The 19,241-nt window shown below is 63.3% G+C and carries 15 protein-coding genes and 2 pseudogenes; 14 read left to right on the top strand and 3 right to left on the bottom strand.

What is annotated here, in order from left to right:
* Positions 1–6: 6 nt before the first annotated feature.
* The 5 genes from ASD73_RS00800 (at position 7) to ASD73_RS00780 (ending at position 5,939) form a co-directional block, all read left to right on the top strand.
* Positions 7–2,382 (top strand): TonB-dependent receptor plug domain-containing protein, encoded by a 2,376-nt coding sequence (locus tag ASD73_RS00800; protein ID WP_056369985.1) that lies wholly within the window; start codon positions 7–9, stop codon positions 2,380–2,382.
* On the top strand, positions 2,379–3,683 hold the full coding sequence (locus tag ASD73_RS00795; RefSeq protein WP_056369986.1) for a dicarboxylate/amino acid:cation symporter: 1,305 nt from the start codon (positions 2,379–2,381) through the stop codon (positions 3,681–3,683). Before ASD73_RS00800 ends, ASD73_RS00795 begins: the two co-directional genes overlap by 4 nt.
* A 42-nt stretch (positions 3,684–3,725) precedes the next feature.
* Positions 3,726–3,983: a 2-oxoglutarate and iron-dependent oxygenase domain-containing protein gene (locus ASD73_RS00790; RefSeq protein WP_200934849.1), complete on the top strand. Its 258-nt coding sequence runs from the start codon at positions 3,726–3,728 to the stop codon at positions 3,981–3,983.
* Between the two features lie 333 nt (positions 3,984–4,316).
* The gene (locus ASD73_RS00785) at positions 4,317–5,072 is read left to right on the top strand and encodes a molybdopterin-binding protein (protein ID WP_156407311.1); all 756 of its coding nucleotides are present in this window, start codon (positions 4,317–4,319) and stop codon (positions 5,070–5,072) included.
* A gap of 84 nt (positions 5,073–5,156) precedes the next feature.
* Positions 5,157–5,939, top strand: a complete 783-nt coding sequence (locus ASD73_RS00780; RefSeq protein WP_056369993.1) for an SDR family NAD(P)-dependent oxidoreductase — start codon at positions 5,157–5,159, stop codon at positions 5,937–5,939.
* A gap of 477 nt (positions 5,940–6,416) precedes the next feature.
* Here ASD73_RS00780 and ASD73_RS00775 read toward each other — a convergent pair whose 3' ends face one another.
* The 3 genes and pseudogenes from ASD73_RS00775 to ASD73_RS00765 form a co-directional block, all read right to left on the bottom strand.
* On the bottom strand, positions 6,417–7,298 hold the full coding sequence (locus ASD73_RS00775; RefSeq protein ID WP_268799839.1) for an NmrA family NAD(P)-binding protein: 882 nt from the start codon (positions 7,296–7,298) through the stop codon (positions 6,417–6,419).
* A gap of 303 nt (positions 7,299–7,601) precedes the next feature.
* Positions 7,602–8,201 (bottom strand): annotated as a pseudogene (locus tag ASD73_RS00770) (APH(3') family aminoglycoside O-phosphotransferase); the annotation flags it as partial.
* Between the two features lie 258 nt (positions 8,202–8,459).
* A pseudogene (locus ASD73_RS00765) lies at positions 8,460–9,179 on the bottom strand (lipid kinase); the annotation flags it as partial.
* Positions 9,180–9,662: 483 nt separating this feature from the next.
* On the opposite strand from ASD73_RS00765, the gene ASD73_RS00760 reads away from it, so the two are divergent.
* From ASD73_RS00760 to ASD73_RS00720, 9 genes are all read left to right on the top strand, one after another.
* A complete protein-coding gene (locus tag ASD73_RS00760) occupies positions 9,663–10,010 on the top strand; it encodes an ArsR/SmtB family transcription factor (RefSeq protein ID WP_056369995.1) in 348 nt (115 codons plus the stop codon).
* Positions 9,994–10,497 (top strand): SRPBCC family protein, encoded by a 504-nt coding sequence (locus ASD73_RS00755; RefSeq protein WP_056369997.1) that lies wholly within the window; start codon positions 9,994–9,996, stop codon positions 10,495–10,497. The genes ASD73_RS00760 and ASD73_RS00755 overlap by 17 nt, the downstream gene beginning before the upstream one ends.
* A 15-nt stretch (positions 10,498–10,512) precedes the next feature.
* A complete protein-coding gene (locus ASD73_RS00750) occupies positions 10,513–11,013 on the top strand; it encodes an SRPBCC family protein (RefSeq protein ID WP_056369999.1) in 501 nt (166 codons plus the stop codon).
* An 86-nt stretch (positions 11,014–11,099) separates the two neighbouring features.
* Positions 11,100–11,462 (top strand): DUF1801 domain-containing protein, encoded by a 363-nt coding sequence (locus ASD73_RS00745; protein ID WP_056370001.1) that lies wholly within the window; start codon positions 11,100–11,102, stop codon positions 11,460–11,462.
* A gap of 384 nt (positions 11,463–11,846) precedes the next feature.
* A complete protein-coding gene (locus ASD73_RS00740) occupies positions 11,847–13,502 on the top strand; it encodes an alpha/beta hydrolase-fold protein (RefSeq protein WP_056370003.1) in 1,656 nt (551 codons plus the stop codon).
* An 11-nt stretch (positions 13,503–13,513) separates the two neighbouring features.
* Positions 13,514–14,239 carry a hypothetical protein gene (locus ASD73_RS00735; RefSeq protein WP_056370004.1) on the top strand — a complete coding sequence of 242 codons (726 nt, stop codon included), beginning with the start codon at positions 13,514–13,516 and terminating at the stop codon, positions 14,237–14,239.
* Positions 14,240–14,353: 114 nt separating this feature from the next.
* Positions 14,354–14,959 (top strand): RNA polymerase sigma factor, encoded by a 606-nt coding sequence (locus ASD73_RS00730; protein WP_056370006.1) that lies wholly within the window; start codon positions 14,354–14,356, stop codon positions 14,957–14,959.
* Positions 14,931–15,905: a FecR family protein gene (locus ASD73_RS00725; protein ID WP_162248112.1), complete on the top strand. Its 975-nt coding sequence runs from the start codon at positions 14,931–14,933 to the stop codon at positions 15,903–15,905. Before ASD73_RS00730 ends, ASD73_RS00725 begins: the two co-directional genes overlap by 29 nt.
* A gap of 108 nt (positions 15,906–16,013) precedes the next feature.
* Positions 16,014–19,211 (top strand): TonB-dependent receptor, encoded by a 3,198-nt coding sequence (locus ASD73_RS00720; RefSeq protein ID WP_056370010.1) that lies wholly within the window; start codon positions 16,014–16,016, stop codon positions 19,209–19,211.
* Positions 19,212–19,241 lie beyond the last annotated feature (30 nt).

Here is a 19,241-nt window from a genome sequence, read left to right as displayed (position 1 = left end):
CCCCAAATGACACGTACTTATCTCGCCGCTTCGAGCCTGCTCGCGCTCGCGCTGGCTGCCACGCCCGTCCATGCGCAGGAGGCTGCCGACGTCGATGTTGCGAGCACCGACGGCGACGAGATTATCGTGACGGGGACGCGCGCAGCCGGACGCTCGCGCCTCGACTCGCCGGCGCCGGTCGACGTGCTCGGCGGCGAGACATTGCGGCGGCAGGGTTCGAGTGAACTCGGGCAGGCGCTGGCGACGGTCGCGCCGTCGATCGACTTCAAGCGCTCGTCGGCGGTCGACGGCACCGACGCGATCCGCCCCGCGACGCTACGCGGCCTGTCGCCCGACCAGACGCTCGTGCTGATCAACGGCGTGCGCGGTCACACGTCGGCGCTGCTCAACGTCAACGGCAGCGTGGGGCGCGGTTCGGCGGCGGTCGATCTCAACACCATCCCGACCGTTGCGCTCGACCGGATCGAGGTGCTGCGCGACGGCGCGGCGGCGCAATATGGCTCGGACGCGATCGCGGGCGTCATCAACCTGCGCCTGCGCGAATCGCGCGAGGGCGGCGGGGTGTCGGCAAGCTACGGCTTCTACGCGACCGATATCGACACCGCGCGCGGCAGCCGCAGCAAGACGGGTGAGCCCGTGCTCACCGTTTCGGGATGGCAGGGCATTGGCTTCGGCAACGATGGCTTCCTCACCATCTCGGGCGAATATGTCGACCGCAAGCCGACCAACCGCGGCGATTTCGACCCGCGCGTCACCCCGAACCGCGTGACCAGCCGCTTCGGCGATCCCGAGGTCGAGCAGGCGACGGTCTTTGCCAACGCCGGCGTCAATGTCACCGAAGCGCTCCAGCTTTACGGCTGGGTCGGCTATCAGGACCGCGACAGCAAGAGCGCGGCGTTCCCGCGCATTCCGTCGGTCGTCGGCGGCGCCTATACGGTGGGCGGCATCTGGCCCGACGGCTTCCTGCCGCTGATCAACACCAAGTCGCGCAACCTGACGAGCGCGCTTGGGTTGCGCGGCGATGTCGGCGAATGGAATGTCGACCTGAACCTCAGCTATGGCCGCAACCGCATCGCGTTCCGCACGCTCGATTCGGCAAATTACAGCCTCGGCAACAGCTCGCCGACCGAATTCTACGATGGCGCGGTCACCTATGATCAGTGGATTGGCGGTCTCGACGTGTCACGCAAGTTCGACGTCTTTCAATCGCTGAATCTCGCGTTCGGTGCCGAGTGGCGCCGCGAAGGCTACAAGATCGCACCGGGCGAACCCGCATCCTATCAGAATGGCGGCGCCCAGGGCTTCCCCGGCTTCTCGCCGCTCAACACCGTCGACGCGCATCGCAGAAATCTCAGCGCCTATATCGACGTCGAAGCCGAGCTGACTTCGCGGTTCCTCGTCGCGGTGGCAGGCCGGGTCGAGGATTATTCGGACTTCGGGTCGACTGCGAACGGCAAGATTTCGGCGCGCTTCGACGCGACCGACTGGCTCGCGCTGCGCGGCACGGCCTCGACGGGCTTCCGCGCACCGTCGTTGCAACAGCAATATTACACCTCGATCACTTCGGTGGTCGACAGCGGTAATGTGCTGCTCACGGGGCACTTCCCGTCGATCAGCGCGGTCGGCACCGCGCTCGGGGGCCTGCCGCTCGAACCCGAAAAATCGACCAACTTCTCGCTCGGCGGGGTGATCCACAGCGGCGCGTTCAGCCTGACGGTTGACGCTTATCAGATCAAGATCCGCAACCAGATCGCGCTGTCGGAGAATATCCAGCGGACGTTCAGCCCGGCGGTCGCGGCGATCCTCGATCCGCTCGGCGTGCAGGCGGGGCGGTTCTTCATCAACGGTGTGCGGTCGAAGACGCAGGGCATCGACATCGTCGCCGCGTACAAGGCGCGGACCGATAATCTCGGGACCTTCGATTTCACCCTCGCGGCGAACTTCAACGACGTCGACGTGACGCGGGTGCCGACCTCGACCGCAACGCTCAACCCCGCACCGACCTTGCTCGGACGCGCGCGTATCCTGACGCTTGAGGAGGGGACGCCCCGCGAGAAGGTGTCGGGCGCGGTTGACTGGTCGGGCGACGCGCTCGGCGCGACCTTGCGCGCGACCTATTATGGCGGGGTCAACCAGCCGGGCAGCGCGGCGAACGGGTCGGCTGACATATTGACCGGCAAGCATGTCATCACCGATCTCGAACTGCGCTATGCGCCGGCCAAGGGCGCGCAGGTCGCGCTCGGAGCGAGCAACCTCTTCGATGTCTATCCCGACGCGACGCCTGCCGCGCTCAACTCGACCGGCGTCGTCGGCTTTCCCTATTATTCGCCCTTCGGCTTCAACGGGCGCTACCTCTATGCGCGCATCGGGCTGACCTGGTGACGACGGCGCCCAGAGTTCGCTTTCCGTTGTTTGGCGCGCAGGTCCTGATCGGCCTTGCGCTGGGCGTCGGGCTTGGGTTCTGGGCGCGCAGTCTCGGCGAGGCGAGCGTACTCGCCGAAGCGTTGCAGACGGTCGGCTCGATCTTCGTGCAATTGCTCCGCGCGCTCGTTCCGCCTCTGGTGTTCGCCGCGATCGTCGCGTCGATTGCGGCGCTCAAGGACTTGCAGAACGCTGCACGGCTCGTTGCGCAAACGCTCCTGTGGTTCGCCGCGACCGCGCTGATTGCGGTTGTCATCGGCATTGCTCTCGGGGTGCTTCTCGAACCCGGGGTTCGGACCGGCGTCGATGCTGCAGCCGCCGCGGTGCCATCGACGACCGGAACGTGGCTCGATTTCCTCAAGGGGCTGGTGCCCGTCAATTTTCTCGGCCTGTCGGCATCGACGAAGCTCGTTGACGGTGCCGCGACCACCGGTCTGTCCTTCAATGTGCTGCAGATCATCGTGCTCGCCATCGCGGTCGGCACCGCGGCGGTGCGCGTGGGGTCGGCGGGCGAGGCCTTTCTGGCGTTCAACGCATCGCTGCTCGCAATCTTCAAGCGCCTGCTGCTGTGGGTGATCCGGTTGACCCCGATTGGCACCGCGGCGCTGATAGGCGAAGCGATCGCGCGTTACGGCTGGGATGCGCTCGGGTCGCTCGGCCAGTTCGCCATTGCCATCTATGCCGGACTAATTCTCGTGGTCGCACTCGTCTATCCGGTTCTGCTCTGGGCAAATGGCATTTCGCCACTGCATTTCTTTCGCGCCGCCTGGCCCGCGATCCAGCTCGGCTTCGTGTCGCGTTCGTCGATTGGAACGCTGCCGGTGACGCAGGAGGTGGTCGAGCGCCGCCTCGGTGTGCCGTCCGCCTATGCGGCGTTCGCGGTGCCGCTCGGCGCAACGACCAAGATGGACGGCTGTGCGGCGATCTATCCCGCGATCGCGGCGATTTTCGTCGCGCAATTCTATGGCATCCATCTCGGTATCGACGATTATCTTCTGGTCGTCCTTGTGTCGGTGCTCGGTTCGGCGGCGACTGCGGGCCTGACCGGCGCGATGGTGATGCTGACGCTGACGCTCTCGACGCTGGGCCTGCCGCTCGAGGGCGTCGGCCTGCTGCTCGCGATCGACCCGATCCTCGATATGGGCCGGACGGCGGTGAACGTGGCCGGGCAGGCGCTGGTGCCGACGATTGTCGCAAAACGGGCCGGGTTGCTGCAAGAGGTGGCGGGCGAGCGGCGACCGGCTGAACCACTTCTGGCTTAAGCCGCTTCAAGATAGGTGAGGGCGATGACCCGAAGCTTGCCCGTGATCGATATCGAGCCGCTGCGCCGCATGTCGGACGCAGCCGAGATCGAGGCCGCGGCGCGGCAAATCGATGCCGCGTGCCGCGAGTTCGGTTTCTTCTATGCAACCGGGCACGGCATCGCTCCCGCTACCATCTCCGACCCGTCGCCGCCGTTGAACCGCTGCCGATCGAACGCGGATAGGCCGCAGGCGAGACGCGCTGGGACGAAGTCGATCTCCATGCAGAAATGGCACCTATGGCGGTTATCTGATCGGTAAAGTCAGCAGGGTCTTCCCTGTGCTCGCAGACTCGAAACTGGAAGCATGAGGGCTCTGATTTCTTTGTCCGCTTTATGCGAATGTCGATCCGAAAGCTGACAGACCGCGAGCGGCCAATTGCGGCACGGACTGGGTGCGCTCGGTCGGCAGCGAACTGGCTCGCCGGTCGTTATCGGACACATTGCGTGATCGATAGCGAGTGCTCCTATCGATCAAGATGGCCATTTCTGATCGATAGAGACCCGGCCTATCGATCACCTGCATGATTGGGGTCCGCTGACCGGAAAGCCGCATGTGCGTGCGCAGGGGTCCGACTTTCGCGCCCGCGACACGTTGATCGAAGCGGGCGCGCTTCTCACCCCGCAGCTCATGATCGCGGCAGCGGCGGCCGACCTCTCAGCCTTGCCGGTCTGGCGCCAACCGGCGGTGCGCATCGTTGCCACCGGCGACGAACTCGCCGCACCGGGAGACGCCGCCGCAAACCCCGGCGCGATCCCGGACAGTCTATCGGCCGGGATCGCCGCGATGGCGCAGCGGTGGGGCGCCGTGATCGCATCGACTGTTCGAACCGGTGATGATCTCGGGGCCATCGCGGCGGCAGCCGCTGCGCCCGGCGCAGACATTTTGGTGCTGATCGGCGGCGCGTCGCGCGGCGACCGGGATTTTTCGCGCCGCGCGCTTGGCGACCTCGGACTTCGCCTCATCTTCTCCGAGGTAGCGATCCGGCCTGGCAAACCTGTCTGGTACGGGCGCCTCGGCGACCGGCATGTTCTCGGCCTGCCCGGCAATCCCACGGCCGCTCTCACCGTGGCACGCCTGTTCCTCGCGCCGCTGCTCGCCGCGCTGGGCGGCGGCGTCGCAGTATCGGCGCTGGACTGGAAGAAGGCGGCCGCGGCTGGTCCGGTGGAGGTTAATGGCCCGCGCGAGGCCTTCTTGTGCGCGTACGAAGCGGCCGGCGGCGTCCATGTGATCGACCGCCAGCAGGCTTCCTCACAAGCGATGCTCGCCAGGACGACCTGTCTCGTCAGGCGTGCGCCCGGTGCGGCGCCCCTGGAGCCCGGCGACGAACTTTCGTTTCTCGCGCTATGAGCGTGAAGATGGGCAGAATCGGGAGCGCCATTCGCACGCGAGAAATGTATTTTTCCGGAAGATACGGACGATCGGAGAGACGGGATGAACAAGGGATTATTCGACCTGACCGGCAAGGTCGCTCTCGTTACCGGGGGCAATGGCGGGATCGGCCTCGGGATGGCCAAGGGCCTTGCGATGCACGGCGCAACGGTCGTGATCTGGGGTAACAAGCCCGAGAAAAATGAGCGCGCGGTCGCCGAGCTCGAGGCTTTGGGCGGTATCGTTCGCTGTGACCGGGTTGATGTCGCCGACGAGACCGCGGTCAAGAAGGCGATCGCAGGCATCGTCGAGGAATTTGGCCGGATCGACCAGGCGATCGCCAACGCCGGGATCGGCATTGCCCGCCGCGATATGTTCGAGATCAGCCAGGCGGATTTCGCGAGGTTGCAATCGATCAACGTCTACGGGGTCTTCTACACCTTGCGGGAAGCGGCGGCGCATATGCTCGAACGCGGCAAGACGGGCGACCGGGGCGGCTCGCTCGTCTCGATCGCCTCGACTGCGGCAATCCATGGCGCGGCACGCAACGAACATTATGGTGCGACCAAGGGCGCGGTGCTGTCGATGATGCGGGCGATGGCTGTCGAACTTGCGCCGCATGGAATCCGGGCCAACAGCATCTTGCCGGGCTGGACCCGCTCCGACATGACCGAGCGCCTGCAGGGATGGGACAAGTTCAACGACAATGTGATCAGCCGTGCCCCCGTAGGGCGCTGGGGCGATGGTGAAGATTTCGCCGCGATCGCCGTCTATCTGGCGAGCGATCATTCGGCGTTCCATCTTGGCGATGCGATCGTGATAGACGGGGGCTATACGATCTACTGAGGAACAGCGCGCCGCTCGGGGGAGCGGCTCCTTCAATCACTGACTTGGCGGCCTTTAGGGCCGCCTTTTTTGCCGAAATCGCTGCCGGAAGCTTTGCGCCTCAAGTCAGTCTTTAGTCGTCAATCCACAGCGACCCGAAGCAGCCATATTCCGTTGGGGAAACTGATAACGGTCTCATCATGCTTGATGCGTCCACAACGTGGATCTGGGATTGTTGCATGGCGCTCATGTCTCGGCGATTGACTTCTCGCCCGTGAGGATCGAACGCCGCCGCGCGCGATCCGCAAGCTTGAAATCGGTGCCGTCCAGATGGACGGGCAGGCACTCGGCTTGCCGTCGGGTCACTTCGGCCGCGTGGCCTCGTGTTCGGCAGTATGGCCGAATTGTGAAGGAAGCAATGTCCGCTATCGCCGCCTTTTGACCAGAAACGGCCAGCATCCACCATAGCTGGAAGGGAACCCTGTCGCGGCAAGACCGCTATGATTGCGCTACCAGCTGCCGAATATACTCGCCGAGTGTGGTTACGCCACGGATGGGGCTCTCGTCGGAATCGAACCCGCCGTCGAGGCTGGCCGCTGTCATCCTAGCATAAGAATCAGCGGCAGCTTCCGAAAAGCCGAACTCGCGATAGGCCGCCTCCCACTGTTCGCGCGGCGTCACGACGACTTCGACCGGACGGCCGAGAGCTTCGGCAAAAGCCTGCGCCACATCGTTCGAGGAATAGCGATCGGGCCCTTCAACATACCGGACACCGACCTCAGCAGTTGGCGATAGCAGCCGGTCCGCGGCCGCTTTCCCCAGATCATGTGGCGCGGCCATCGGCAGTGGGAGATCGGCAGGATACATCGTTTGCAGCTTTCCGGTTTCGCGTATGGGATCAAGCTGCCCGTCCCAATTGCTGAAATAGTAAGGCGCGCGGTTGATCGCGGCAGGGATGCCCTGGCTACGCAGGCCTTCTTCGAACTCCCACAAAACACTGAGGTCGCCGATACGGTCGCCCGGCTGCGCCCCGGCGGTAGATTCCAAGACGATTTTCTCAAGGCCGGAACCGGAGAGCGCGGCGAGGATATTGGCGGCGGTGCTTCGCTCCACCCTGTCGGTATCCGCCTTGATGTCGGCGGGTGGGTTAAGCAGGAAGGCGCGCCGTCCGCGCTGGAAGGCCGCGCGCAGCGACGGCACGTCGTTCACATCTGCTTCGATGATTTCGGCTTTCGTGTCGCGCCAGCTATCCGCGTGGTCGCGATCGCGCGTGATGACCCCGACTGGCTCGCCTCGTGCGAGGAGCGTCTCCGCCACTGCGGATCCGACGTGTCCTGTAGCGCCTATAACGATATGCACCAACCTTCTCCAATCGATCATGCCAACGGTTGAATATGCGGATAGTTTCCGTGGCATAGCCGCGGATTGAGCTACTCCGGACCTGGACGGGCTGGCCTGTGCGTCCAGCCGGGCAGTCCGAACCGTCCGCTGTTGGGCATTTCTTGTTCAGACCAACGCGAGCGCAATCGCCAAAGGCGGGCTTGAGCGGACCATTTGGCCCCGTCCCCTGATGGCCGTGAGACATGTGGCACCAAGAGACGAGGTTACTCGAATTACGCGGCCGATTGATGCGGGTTCCTGTCACCGCGCTTTTCCCTGCACGCTGCCGTCGGCGCCTCCGCTCTAGAAAAGTTCGTCCAGCAGCAAGTGAGATTGCAGCTTGCGCTGATCTGCATCGGCGACGCCATGTTGCTCAAGGAACCGCGCTTGCAGCGAGAGACCGAACGCGCCCAAACGATTCCAGGCTATGGCAAGATCCTGATACCGGTCGGCAATGCCGGCCCGTTCGACATCGATGCACCCGACAACCTCGCCGCCCTGAATGATAATATTGCCGAGCGAGAAATCGCCGTGCGTTACGACGGGATCGAGTGAGAGCGGCAGAAGGGCCTGCATCGCCTTCCGGACCTGTTCGGCCGTCCACGCTCGCCGCTTGTCGTCGGAATTATCGACCTCGACCACGCCTGCGTCGATACGCTTGCTGGCCAGGGCCAGCCGATAGGCGTGATCGCTGTTGAAGGGACATGCGCTTGCCCGAATCGCATGGAGACGGCGCAGGAAGGATGCCAGCGCATCCGCCAGGGCGAGGCTCGTCTTGGGATGGGCTTCCAGCATCTATTGGGCGGTTTGACCCGGCATCGCCTTCATCAGCAGCCAAGCTTCACCGGGCGTGCGAACAAAGTATATGGCGTCCGGTACTGGTACAAAATCCGATAGCCACCGCCCCCCCCTCCGAGCCCCATCCGTTCCGATGCGCCGTGCGGCAATCGGAATCAGCCATGATAGAGCGGAAATTGACGCGCCGCCGGTGTTCCGTCTGATGGTGCCAGCACGGATATCGCGCTCGGAAGCACGCGAAAATGCGCCGGAGTCGATGTGACAATCTCGCCATCGGCGTTGATTGGCATCGGTCGGCGCGTTTTGATGTCGAACTCGACGCATTTTGGCCGTGCGGACCTCTTTCCATGCGCCGTGTGTGCCGGACCGGAAGGCGCGAAGCATCAACACGAGTTTCCAGAGGTTCCGCATTTCGAGGCTGTACAGATCGAGATGGCCATCATCGATCGTGGCCTCCTCCTCAACGATATTCCCGCCGCCGTACAGGCGTCCGTTTCCGACTGCGATCTGATAGGTCCCGACAATTGTGACGTGGCCCTTCTCGGTGATCCTTGCCCGGAAGCGTCTGGCGCGCGCCATGATGCGAAGCGCGGCGACTGCATAGCCGAGCCGGCCAAACCGTTTCTTGATCGCGGGGTCGAGTTTCTGCGCCAACTCGCTGCTCAGCCCCAAGCTCGCAACATTGAAAAAGGCGTGGCCATTGACCATGCCGACATCGATTTGGCGCCTATGTCCTGCCGTGATCACATCGGCTGCGGCAGCAAAACCGAGAGGAATCGAAAGCGTCCGCGCGAGATCATTGGCGGTGCCCGCCGGTATGATACCAAGCGTCAGCCCGCTCTCGACCACCGCCGGCGCCGCCGAGGAGATCGAGCCATCCCCGCCACAGACGACGATCAGATCGGCTTCGCGGTGCAGTCGCGCGACGTCGCGCGCGATCTCGGGAAGGTTTTCGAACGGTTCAACCGTCACCTTCAGCCCGCCAGCGTCGAGCCGGTGCATTACCGGCTGCAACGCGCTTTGCCCCTGCCGCGCATTCGCATTGTGAAGCAGAAGCGCGCGCGTACCCTTTGACAACGACATCGGCATGATCCTGTCAGGAAAAATAGGGCAGGCCACAAGATGGGGATTCGAGCGGAGCCTCGGTCCCGGTAGCTGTCTACACGCGATTCGCATCTAGCTATGTTTGCAATTGCGCGATTGCAACCGTTGCAAAACGAGCAGCCGTCCAATGTCGGCCGATCCCGATCCGCGTTTGGAAGTGCAGAGTCTCGAAACGACCAGCAGCTGTCGGAGATGCGCCGGAAAATGTCGTCCGACGCGTCAAGCCGGTATCGAAGCACGGCATTCTCAGGTGCGACAGAGGCACGTCGCTCGAGCCGCGCGTCTCGCAGTCGACAATAGAGGCCGAGCGAATCGCATTGTCGCTTCGACCGCGAGCCGCGAACGCCACCAGCGAGCGCGAGCCATGACTGAAATGCCCGCCTCTCAAGCGTTGTCATCGCATCCTTGACAAACGGTCAGCTTCCTTTGTAATTAACCTAATAGTTAAATACGGAAGTGACCATGAAAGCTGACCCTCTTTCAGCCCAGTTCGCGGCTCTGGCTGACCCGACGCGCCGCGCGATCCTGGCGCGACTGAGCGAGGGGGACGCTAGCGTCAACGACTTGGCCGAGCCGTTTGATATGAGCCTGCCTGCGGTATCGAAGCATCTCAAGGTGCTCGAGAAGGCGGGACTGATCAGCCGGAGCAAGGACGCCCAGACGCGTCCCGCGCGGCTCGAGGCCGTCGCGCTCAAAAGCATTTCCGAATGGCTCGATCACTATCGCCGCTACTGGGACAGCAGTTTTGATCGCCTGGACGATTATCTTCGCAACCTTCAGAAAGGAAAAGACGATGGCCAACGACACTGAAAACAATCCGTGCGACACCGACGGCGGTGCGCACACATTCGATCTCGTGCTTGAGCGTGTCCTCGATGGGCCGCCGGAAAAAGTATTCAAGGCCTATACCGATCCGGCGATTCTGAGCCAGTGGTTCGCGCCCCACCCATGGTCGATCACAGGCGCCATCGTCGAGCCCCGCCCCGGTGGCCGCTTCCAGTTCGTCATGCACGGGCCGGACGGCGAAGCCTTTCCGAACACGGGCGTTTTCCTGGAAGTTGTGCCCAATCGCCGGTTGATCAGCACCGATGGACTGACCCCGGACTGGAAGCCGGCAGGGCAGCCGTTCATGGTCGCCCGGATCGAGATGGAGCCCACCGGCGATGGCAAGACCCTCTACAAGGCGACGGCCAGTCACTGGAACGAGGACACGATGAATCAGCATGTCGCGATGGGCTTTCACGAAGGTTGGGGGCAGGTTGCCGATCAGCTGAACGAGCTGTTGAAGACGCTCTGATGTGACGGACCGCTGATGCATTATCCCCGACACGATATCAGGATCGTCGCCGAAAGCCCGGCCGTCGAGCCGATCCTGCACATTCGGCGCAGCTTCGACGCTCCGCCCGCGCTCTTATGGCGCGCGTGGAGCCAGCCGGACAGTCTGGTCGCGTGGATGGGGTCTGCGGTATGGCCGGCTTTCAGCGTGTCGAGCGACTTTCGCGTCGGCGGTGCGTGGCGCACCGGGCTGAAGTCGCCGGAGACCGGCGAGGAGCTGTGGCAAGGCGGTCGCTATGTCGAGATCGTCGAACCCGAACGCCTCGCATTCACCTTCAAATGGGAGGGGTGCGATGAGGACGGGCCGGCGGCCGAGACTCTGGTCACGATCGAGTTCAGCGAGACAGACGCGGGCCGCACCACGATGGACTTTACCCATGCGGGTCTGAAGCCGGACAATAATCCGGACGGTCATCGCCATGGCTGGACGAGCGCCGTCGATCGTTTGGCGGCTTGGCTTGTCGACAATCCGGACTGAGCCATGAGGGAACAGGATCAGGATGGGTTCGGGAGCACCTGACCGACAGAAAGGCTGTCGTGATTCCGAAGACCAGGAGAAAGAATATGAGCGGACAGAACGAAGTGGATCGATTTTTCGAGACCCTGTCTCATCCCCTGAAAGCCGAAATGGAGAAGACGCGCGAGATCATTATGGCGGCCAGCCCGCAATTGACCGAGACGGTCAAATGGGGCGGTCCGAGTTTCGAATATCGCGAAACGCTGGCGACTTTCAGTCCGCGTGTGAAGGATTGTGTCGCGCTGGTTTTCCACGATGGCGAGCCGTTCATGGAACGGTTTCCTTTTCTGGAAGCGGGCCCCAAGGGCAAGGCCTATGCAAAATTCCGTTCGATGGAGGATGTCGAGCGGCATCGCTCCGATCTCGGCGCGCTGGTTACAGCGTTCGTTTTAAATATGGAAAGCGTCTGAGCGCTCTCCGCCAAGCTTCGCGAGCTTGATGGATTGGGTCATTGATGCATGCTGGCCATTCCCATGGCCGAGAATATGCCCTCCTGTTCCGCTACCCCCAGGTCCATGTAGATATTGGGCCGGGCGTTTGCACAGAGCCTCGGCCCGCCTTCTGTGCCAAAGTCAAATCGACATCTGCAACTTTGGTTTTTCATGCGCCGCATTTCACCAGCCCTGATCCCGTCTGGATGGCGATCTCGGCGCGGTCCGAACAGGCCCTTGATGGATCGCGTCCCGGACAGTGGCGGATTTCGGAATCCCGAACATCGTATGTTGGTGACAATAGCGAATTAGGGGGCGGATGTGGTATTTCTCGGCAAGAGCGGACATGTGGTTTTGCGGGGTTTGGCGTTTCTCGCCGTGCTGGGCGGGACGCCGGCGGCCGCCCAAGTCAGCTTTTCGGTGACCTTGCCGGCGGACGCCTCCAAGGAACCGGTGACCGGGCGGTTGATCGTCGTCGCGACCCACCGCGCGGCCGAAGGCGAGGCCGCCAGGATCGAGCCGCGGATGCGTATCGGTATGAACGGGCCGCCGGCCTTTGGTGTCGATGTCGAAAATCTGCGCCCCGGCGCCAGCATCACCGTCGATACGAAATCTGACGGTTTTCCCTTCGGCCTCGATCGGCTTCCAGCCGGCGACTACAGCGTTCAGGCGGTGCTGATCCCTTATACAAAGGCGAAGCGCGCCGACGGCCACACCATCTGGGTGCCGCGTAGCGATCAGCGTGTCATCGCGCCGATGTTCCCCGGCAATCCTTACAGCAAGCCCGCCGACGTGCGGCTCGATCCCGCGGTCAAGGTGCCCGTCGCGCTGACGCTGACCGAAAAGATCGGGCCGATCGCGCGCGAAGCCGATACGCCCTGGATCAAACGCGTCCGTATCCCCAGCAAGATCCTGTCCGACTTCTGGGGCATGCCGATGTCGATCGGTGCCGAAGTGCTGATTCCCAAGGATTTCGCCAGGCATCCGGACGTGCGCTACCCGGCGATCTACACGCTTGGCCATTTTGGCGGTCCGTTCAACTTCGACCCCGATCCCAAAAGCGATACGGAAGGCGCACGACGGGGCGCCGCCGACGCCAACGTCAAGACCGGATATCAATTTTCCCGCGAATGGGACGGCGAAGACTTCCCGCGCATGGTCGCCATCACGCTTGATACACCGGGCCCCTATTTCTTTGAAACCTATGCGCTGAATTCGGCAAATAACGGCCCTTGGGGCGATGCGATCACCAAGGAGCTGATGCCGTATCTCGAAAAGACCTTCCGGCTGATCGACCAGCCCTATGGCCGGATTGTCGAAGGAGCCTCGACCGGCGGATGGGAAGCACTGGCGCTGCAGCTCCACTATCCCGACCATTTTGGTGGCGCGTGGGTGTTCAATCCCGACCCGATCGACTTCACCCGCTATCAGCTCACCGACATCTACAAGGAGGACAATATGTTCACCTTGAAGATCAACGACTGGATCACGCAGGAAAAGCCGTTCCGGCGCAGCCGCGAGGGACACCCGCTCGTCGATTTCCGCACGCTCGCTGCGCTAGAAGGGATGCTGGGGTCGAAGGGGCGGTCTTTCTATCAACTCGACATCTGGCAGACGACGCACGGTCCGGTCGGCGCCGATGGCTATCCGGTCCTGCTCTATGACAAGAAGACGGGCGTCATCAACAAGGACGTCGTCAAATATATGCGCGAAAAGGGCTTCGACCTGTCGGGCTATGCGCGCGACAATTGGGCGACGCTCGGCCCCAAGCTGCGCGGCAAGCTCAATCTTTTTACCGGCGAGATGGATGATTTCTACCTCAATCTGGCGGTTTATCGGTTCCAGGACATGATCGCTGAGGTGGCGGGCAAGGATTATCCGATCCGCTTCGAATATGGCCGGCCCAAAAAGGGACACAACTGGCATCACACCGACTGGGCGGGCGTCGTCCGGGAGGTCGCCGACCATGTTCGCAAGAACGCACCTGCCGGCGCCCCGGTCGACCAGTGGAACTATTGAGGAGACACGCGATGGTCGAAATTGGGGGCAGGCGGCTGGCGCTCGTCGCAGCGGGGTTCATCATGGGAGCAGCGGCGCCGACCGCGCTGGTGATGGCCGACAGCGGGCCGCCGAAGGGCGTGTTCGACGAGATCAGCGTCAAGCGGATCAACATCGTCGAGCCCGACGGTAAATACCGGCTCGTTCTCGCCAATTCCGAGCGCTTTCCCGGCCTGTACATGGAGGGCAAGGAGTATAAGCATCACAGCCGCGACGGCGGCGGGATGCTGTTCTTCAACGACGAGGGTGACGAGGTCGGCGGGCTGACCTTTGGCAGCAAAACCGTCGGCGACAATCGCCGCGCGAACGGGTCGCTGATGTTCGACCAGTATAAGCAGGATCAGACCGTCGGCATCCAGTATAGCGAGGCCAATGGCAAACGCACCGCGGGGCTGCGCGTCTGGGACCGGCCCGAGTGGTCGATCAAGCCGTTGATGGAAATGAGTGCGCGCGCCGCCGCCGCGCCCGATGCCGCCGAAAAGAACCGGATTCGCGAAGAAATGCGCGCCTATGCGATGGCGAATGGCGGCGCGGGGGCCGAACGCCTTTTCGCTGGCAAGGCGTCCGAAGAGGCGATCGTGCGCCTCGCCGACAAGGATGGAAATGCGCGGTTGCTGCTCAAGGTCGACGCCGACGGCGCGCCGAGCATCGAGTTCCTCGATGCCGCGGGGAAGGTGGTCAAACACATCACCCAATAGCAGCCCTCCTTTCCATGACCGGCCGTTCGGGATCACGCGTCCCGAGCGGCTTTGACGCGTTCAAAATAAGACATTGTTACTAAATGAAAAATTTCAAAAAAATGTCATTTTCCCTTGACGGGGGAAGCGATTGCTGGTGCCATCGCGATGATGGATCGTCAGGCTCAACTCCGCTGGTTCGCGCGCGAGGTGCTGCCGCACGAGCCCGACTTGCGGAAATGGCTTGGCGGGCGCGTGCGGGGTCTCAGCTCGTGCGATGTCGACGAGGTGGTGCAGGAGGCATATGCCCGCCTCTGGGTCGCAGAGGCCGATGCAATCCGCAGCCCCCGCGCCTATCTGTTTGTTACAGCACGCCATATTGTCGGCGAACATATTCGGCGGTCGCGCATCGTCGCGATCGATCTGGTGGCGGATTTGGATACGCTGAACATCATTGACGAAGAGATAAGCGTCCACCGGCGGTTGAGCGCGCAGGAAGAACTGGCGCGTTTGTACGAAATATTGCAGACGCTGCCACCGAAGTGCCGGCAGGCGTTCGAACTGAAGAAGTTTCAGGATTTCTCTCAGCGCCGGATCGCAGAACATATGGGAATTGCCGAGAGCACGGTTGAGAAACATCTCTCCAAGGCGCTTCGGCTGGTTTCCGAGGCAATGAAACAGGCGCCATCCGGCGCCGAGGATGGAAGACATCGTGAGCGCAGGTTCTGGAAATGGGGCTGAAATCGACGCCCGGGCCTCGGCCTGGGCGGTCCGGTCGGCCGAGCGCCCGCTAGACCCGGTCGAACAATGCGAGCTCGATGCCTGGCTGGAAGAAGACAGCCGGCATCTGGGCGCCTTTGTGCGCGCCGAGGCGTTGTGGCTCGACATCGACCGCATCGCCGCGCTCGACAGCGGCACCCGGCGCGAAACCCCGCCGCCGGCGCGGCAGCACCGCTGGCAGTCCTATGCGATGGCGGCATCGATCGCGGTCGCAATGGTCGGCGGCATGATCGCCTATGACCGGCTTGCCGGTCGCATCGCGACCGAACGCAGCGAGGTGCGGCGGATCGCGCTCGACGATGGCTCGGTCGTGACGCTCAACGGCGATTCGGCGATCCAGGTCCGCTACAGCGCCGACAGCCGGCAAATCATCCTGCGCCGCGGCGAGGCGTCGTTCAAGGTCGCGCACAACGCCCAGCGCCCGTTCGTCGTCAGCGCCGACGGGCTGAAGGTGCGCGCGGTCGGGACCGAATTCGCCGTCGGAATCGAGGAAAGCGGCATCGAGGTCACGGTCGAGGAGGGCGTGGTCGCGGTTGGCGACGGCGCGAACGCTTCGGCGCAGCCGCGCTATATCCGCCGCAACGAACAATTTGTCGCGGCCGAAACGGGACCGCGCAAGGTGGTGCTCGACGCGGCCGACGTCGAACGTCGAACCGCCTGGCGCAAAGGGCTGCTGGTGTTTGACGGGCAGCAATTGGGCGCGGCGGCGGCCGAGGTGAACCGCTATTCCGACCTTCGCGTCGTGATCGAGGACCCGACGCTGGCCCGCGCCGAATTCATGGGCATTTTCAAACTCGGCGATGCCCGTGCCTTTGCCGGCGCGGCCGCGCGGGCGTTCAACGGCGAGGTGATCCGGCGCGGCGACGAGCTGATTTTGGTGCGCCAGCAGAATTCTCCCTCGCACTGATAGCGGATTCGCGCACGCCATCGCTCGTCTGCCATGGAAGCGCATGATCGCTCCGGGGATGAGGGAGGCACGACGATGTGGGGGCAAGTGAGCCAATTTAATTCGCGCATGGCTTTGATGGCCGGTATTGCGGCGACGATGGTCTGGGCCGCGCCCGCTGCGGCGCAGGAGCGACAGCGCTATACGATCCCTTCGGGCGACGCCGCCCAGTCGGTTCAGCGCCTCGCCGTGCAATCGGGCGTGCAGGTCATGGTGCCCGATTCCGATCTGGCGGGAATCAAGACAAACGCCGTCAACGGAAACTATACCCCGATCGAAGCGCTGCGCCTGATGCTCGCCAACAAGGGGATCGAGGTCGTCCAGAATAGCGACGGGGTGGTCGTCATTCGTCGCAGTCGCCGCGCGACGCAGGCGGGTCCCGGCCCGGAAACTGTCGGCGAGGAAATCGTCGTGACCGGCTCGCGCATCCGGCGTCCGGGCTATGATACGCTCGAGGCGACAATCGTCTCCGATGCCGAAGAGTTTCGCCGCCGGGGATACACCAACGTCATCGACGCGTTGAACGACACGCCGGGTTTTGTTCCCTCGGAGGTCAACACGATCGGGTCGGACCAGAAGAGCCTGACTGCGGGACAAAATTTCGCCGACTTTTTCGGACTGGGGTCGCAGCGCACGCTGACCCTGGTCAATGGCCGGCGGTTCGTTTCGTCGAACACCATTTCGGGAGCCGGCGGGAGCACGACACCCGGCGGGCAGGTCGACCTTAACCTGATTCCCGCGGGACTGATCGAGCGGGTCGAAACCGTCGCGATCGGCGGCGCCCCCATCTATGGCTCCGATGCCATATCGGGCACGGTCAATGTGATCCTGCGCGACGATTTCGAGGGTGTGCAGCTCACCGGACAAGCGGGAATCACCGAAAAGGGCGATGCGCCAAGCTATACGCTGCGCGGATTGGCAGGCATCAATTTCGCCGAAAACCGCGGTAATGTGGCGCTCGGCGTGGAATATAACCGGCAGGACGGACTGCTGAAATCGGCGCGCACCGGGCGCACTTTCAGGTTTACCGATCCCGACGGCAACCCGGCAGCGAACCTTTACATCCGCGATCTGGTCTATGATTTCATGACTGATGGCGGGCTTCCCTTCACGACCTCGCTCGGCCGGATCGTCAATGCGCAGGGCGTGCCGCTCCAGTTCAGCAACGGCGAGCTCGTTCCCTATATCCGCGGCACCCAGATCGCCGGGCCGATCTTTGACGGCGGTGACGGGTTCCGCTTCGCCGATCACCAGAGCCTGCTCTCGCCGACCGAACGGATCATCGTCAGCGGGCTTGGCCATTTCGACGTCTCGTCGTCGGTTACGCTCTTCGCCGAAGGATCCTATGCGCGGAGCACCGGGCGCGAGCTCAGCGAATTGTCGGTCGCGGTTTCGCCGGTCTTCAATACCGTCCTCCCCGTGCAGCTCAGCAACCCGTTCCTTTCGGACTCGGCGCGCAATACGCTGGCGGCCAACGGCGTGACTAACTCCTTCTTTTTTGCGCGCAATTTGAGCGATATCGTCGACCGCGACGGCGGACTGTACCGCAACCGGGTGGAGCTGTGGCGGGGCGTCGTCGGGCTCAAGGGCGAGACGCGCCTTTTCGGTGAGGCTGCCAACTGGGACATTGCGGTGAATTACGGCCGCAGCCGTTCGAAGGCGACAACCAAATATATCAACAATACGCGTTTCCTTGCCGCGGTTGATGTGGTCCGCGATGCCAGCGGCAATATCGTGTGCCGCTCGGGCGGAGCCTGCGTGCCCCTAAACCTGTTCGGCGAGAATGCCTTCAGCGACGAAGCGGCCGACTATGTCATCGACGAGGGGAGCGCGGTCAGCCTCAACACGCAGTTGGTGGTCAACGCGAACTTCAGCGGGTCCCTGCCGTTCCGGATCGCCAGCGAAGCGATCGATTTCAACGTCGGCGCCGAATATCGCCGCGAGAAGGGCGTCTTCACCCCCGACGCCATCCTGAGCCAGCCGTCGTCGCTGCTCGGCTTCACCTTCGTCGCCCCCTATACCGGGGCGAGCGGCAGCTTTCACACCAAGGAGATTTACGGCGAACTTTCGGTGCCGATCGTGTCGCCCGACCAGGACTGGCCGGTCATCAAGAGCCTGAGCATCGAGGGCGCGGCGCGCTATGTCGATCATTCGCTTGCGGGCGGCGACCTGACCTGGTCGGCGGGCGGTCGCTTTTCGCCGCGCCTGCCGGGCATCGGCGACGGGCTCCAGTTCCGCGGCGTCTATACGCGCTCGATCCGCTCGCCGGGGATCACCGAGCTGTTCTCGGGCGCCTCGCCGACGCGCGGCGCGCTGAACGATCCGTGCGACCGGATCCGCTATCAGGAGGGTAATAATCCCACCGTCCGCGCCGCCAACTGCACCGCCGCGCTCCAGGCATTCGGAACCGCGCCCGCCGCGTTCGTCGCGACGACCGCGGGCGTGTCGCCGGTCGGCACGATTTCCGGCAACCCGGATCTCGACAATGAAAAGGCGCGTTCGTGGTCGGCGGGTGTCGTTTATCAGCCGACCGCGATTCCGGGGCTTCGGCTTGCGGCCGACTGGAGCGAGATCAAGCTGACCGGCGGGATCCAGCGGCTCGAGATCGGCAACCTGCTCGAAGCCTGTTACGATAGCCCGAACTTCCCTAACGAACCTTCCTGCGCGGCGTTCAGGCGGCTCAGCGCGAGCGAGGTCGGGCCGGGATCGACCCACCCCATTCGCATCGCCGGCGACATCGCCGACGGGTACAACAGCGGTTATGTCAACGTCGCCTCGATCAAGTTCGCGGGGCTGATCATGTCGGCCGAATATGGCTTTGCGCTGTCGCAGAATCCCGAGGCTGGCCGTCTTCAGTTCGGGGCCAAGCTGTTCCACAACAACAGGTACGATATAAAGACGTCGGCGGCGGCGGTGCCGGTCAATTCGGTTGGATCGTCGGCGACGCCGAAATGGTCGGGGCAGTTCAACACCGCCTATGTGACCGAGAGCCTCGATCTGTCGCTCCAGGCGCTGTGGACCGGGCCGGCGAAGAACAACCTCCTTTTCGACAGCGAGGATGTGCCCGACGCCGACAATCTGATCGGAACCTACTGGCGGTTCAACGCGACGGTCGGGGTCCGGGTCGACGAACGGTTCCGCGTGCAGCTGGCGGTCACCAACCTGTTCGACCGCAAACCGACGCAGGCGCAGCTGAACAGCCAGAATTACGGCCGCTACGACCTGCTTGGCCGGCGCTACCTGCTGACGATGACCGCCGGCTTCTAGGGCGGCCGCCGAACGCCCGGCTTCCGCGGG

Origin of the sequence: Sphingopyxis sp. Root154 (assembly GCF_001427105.1) — a bacterium.
GTDB lineage: Bacteria > Pseudomonadota > Alphaproteobacteria > Sphingomonadales > Sphingomonadaceae > Sphingopyxis.
Note: the sequence above shows the minus strand (reverse complement) of the source record. Positions and strands in the feature narration are given on the sequence as shown.

What these genes read in the sequence shown, in the direction of transcription:
- ASD73_RS00735 (WP_056370004.1), top strand. Translation starts at nt 13,514, where the DNA reads ATGGTCGAAATTGGGGGCAGGCGGCTGGCGCTCGTCGCAGCGGGGTTC.
- ASD73_RS00780 (WP_056369993.1), top strand. Translation starts at nt 5,157, where the DNA reads ATGAACAAGGGATTATTCGACCTGACCGGCAAGGTCGCTCTCGTTACC.
- ASD73_RS00800 (WP_056369985.1), top strand. Translation starts at nt 7, where the DNA reads ATGACACGTACTTATCTCGCCGCTTCGAGCCTGCTCGCGCTCGCGCTG.
- ASD73_RS00775 (WP_268799839.1), bottom strand. Translation starts at nt 7,298, where the DNA reads ATGATCGATTGGAGAAGGTTGGTGCATATCGTTATAGGCGCTACAGGA.
- ASD73_RS00720 (WP_056370010.1), top strand. Translation starts at nt 16,014, where the DNA reads ATGGCTTTGATGGCCGGTATTGCGGCGACGATGGTCTGGGCCGCGCCC.
- ASD73_RS00750 (WP_056369999.1), top strand. Translation starts at nt 10,513, where the DNA reads ATGCATTATCCCCGACACGATATCAGGATCGTCGCCGAAAGCCCGGCC.
- ASD73_RS00760 (WP_056369995.1), top strand. Translation starts at nt 9,663, where the DNA reads ATGAAAGCTGACCCTCTTTCAGCCCAGTTCGCGGCTCTGGCTGACCCG.
- ASD73_RS00745 (WP_056370001.1), top strand. Translation starts at nt 11,100, where the DNA reads ATGAGCGGACAGAACGAAGTGGATCGATTTTTCGAGACCCTGTCTCAT.
- ASD73_RS00755 (WP_056369997.1), top strand. Translation starts at nt 9,994, where the DNA reads ATGGCCAACGACACTGAAAACAATCCGTGCGACACCGACGGCGGTGCG.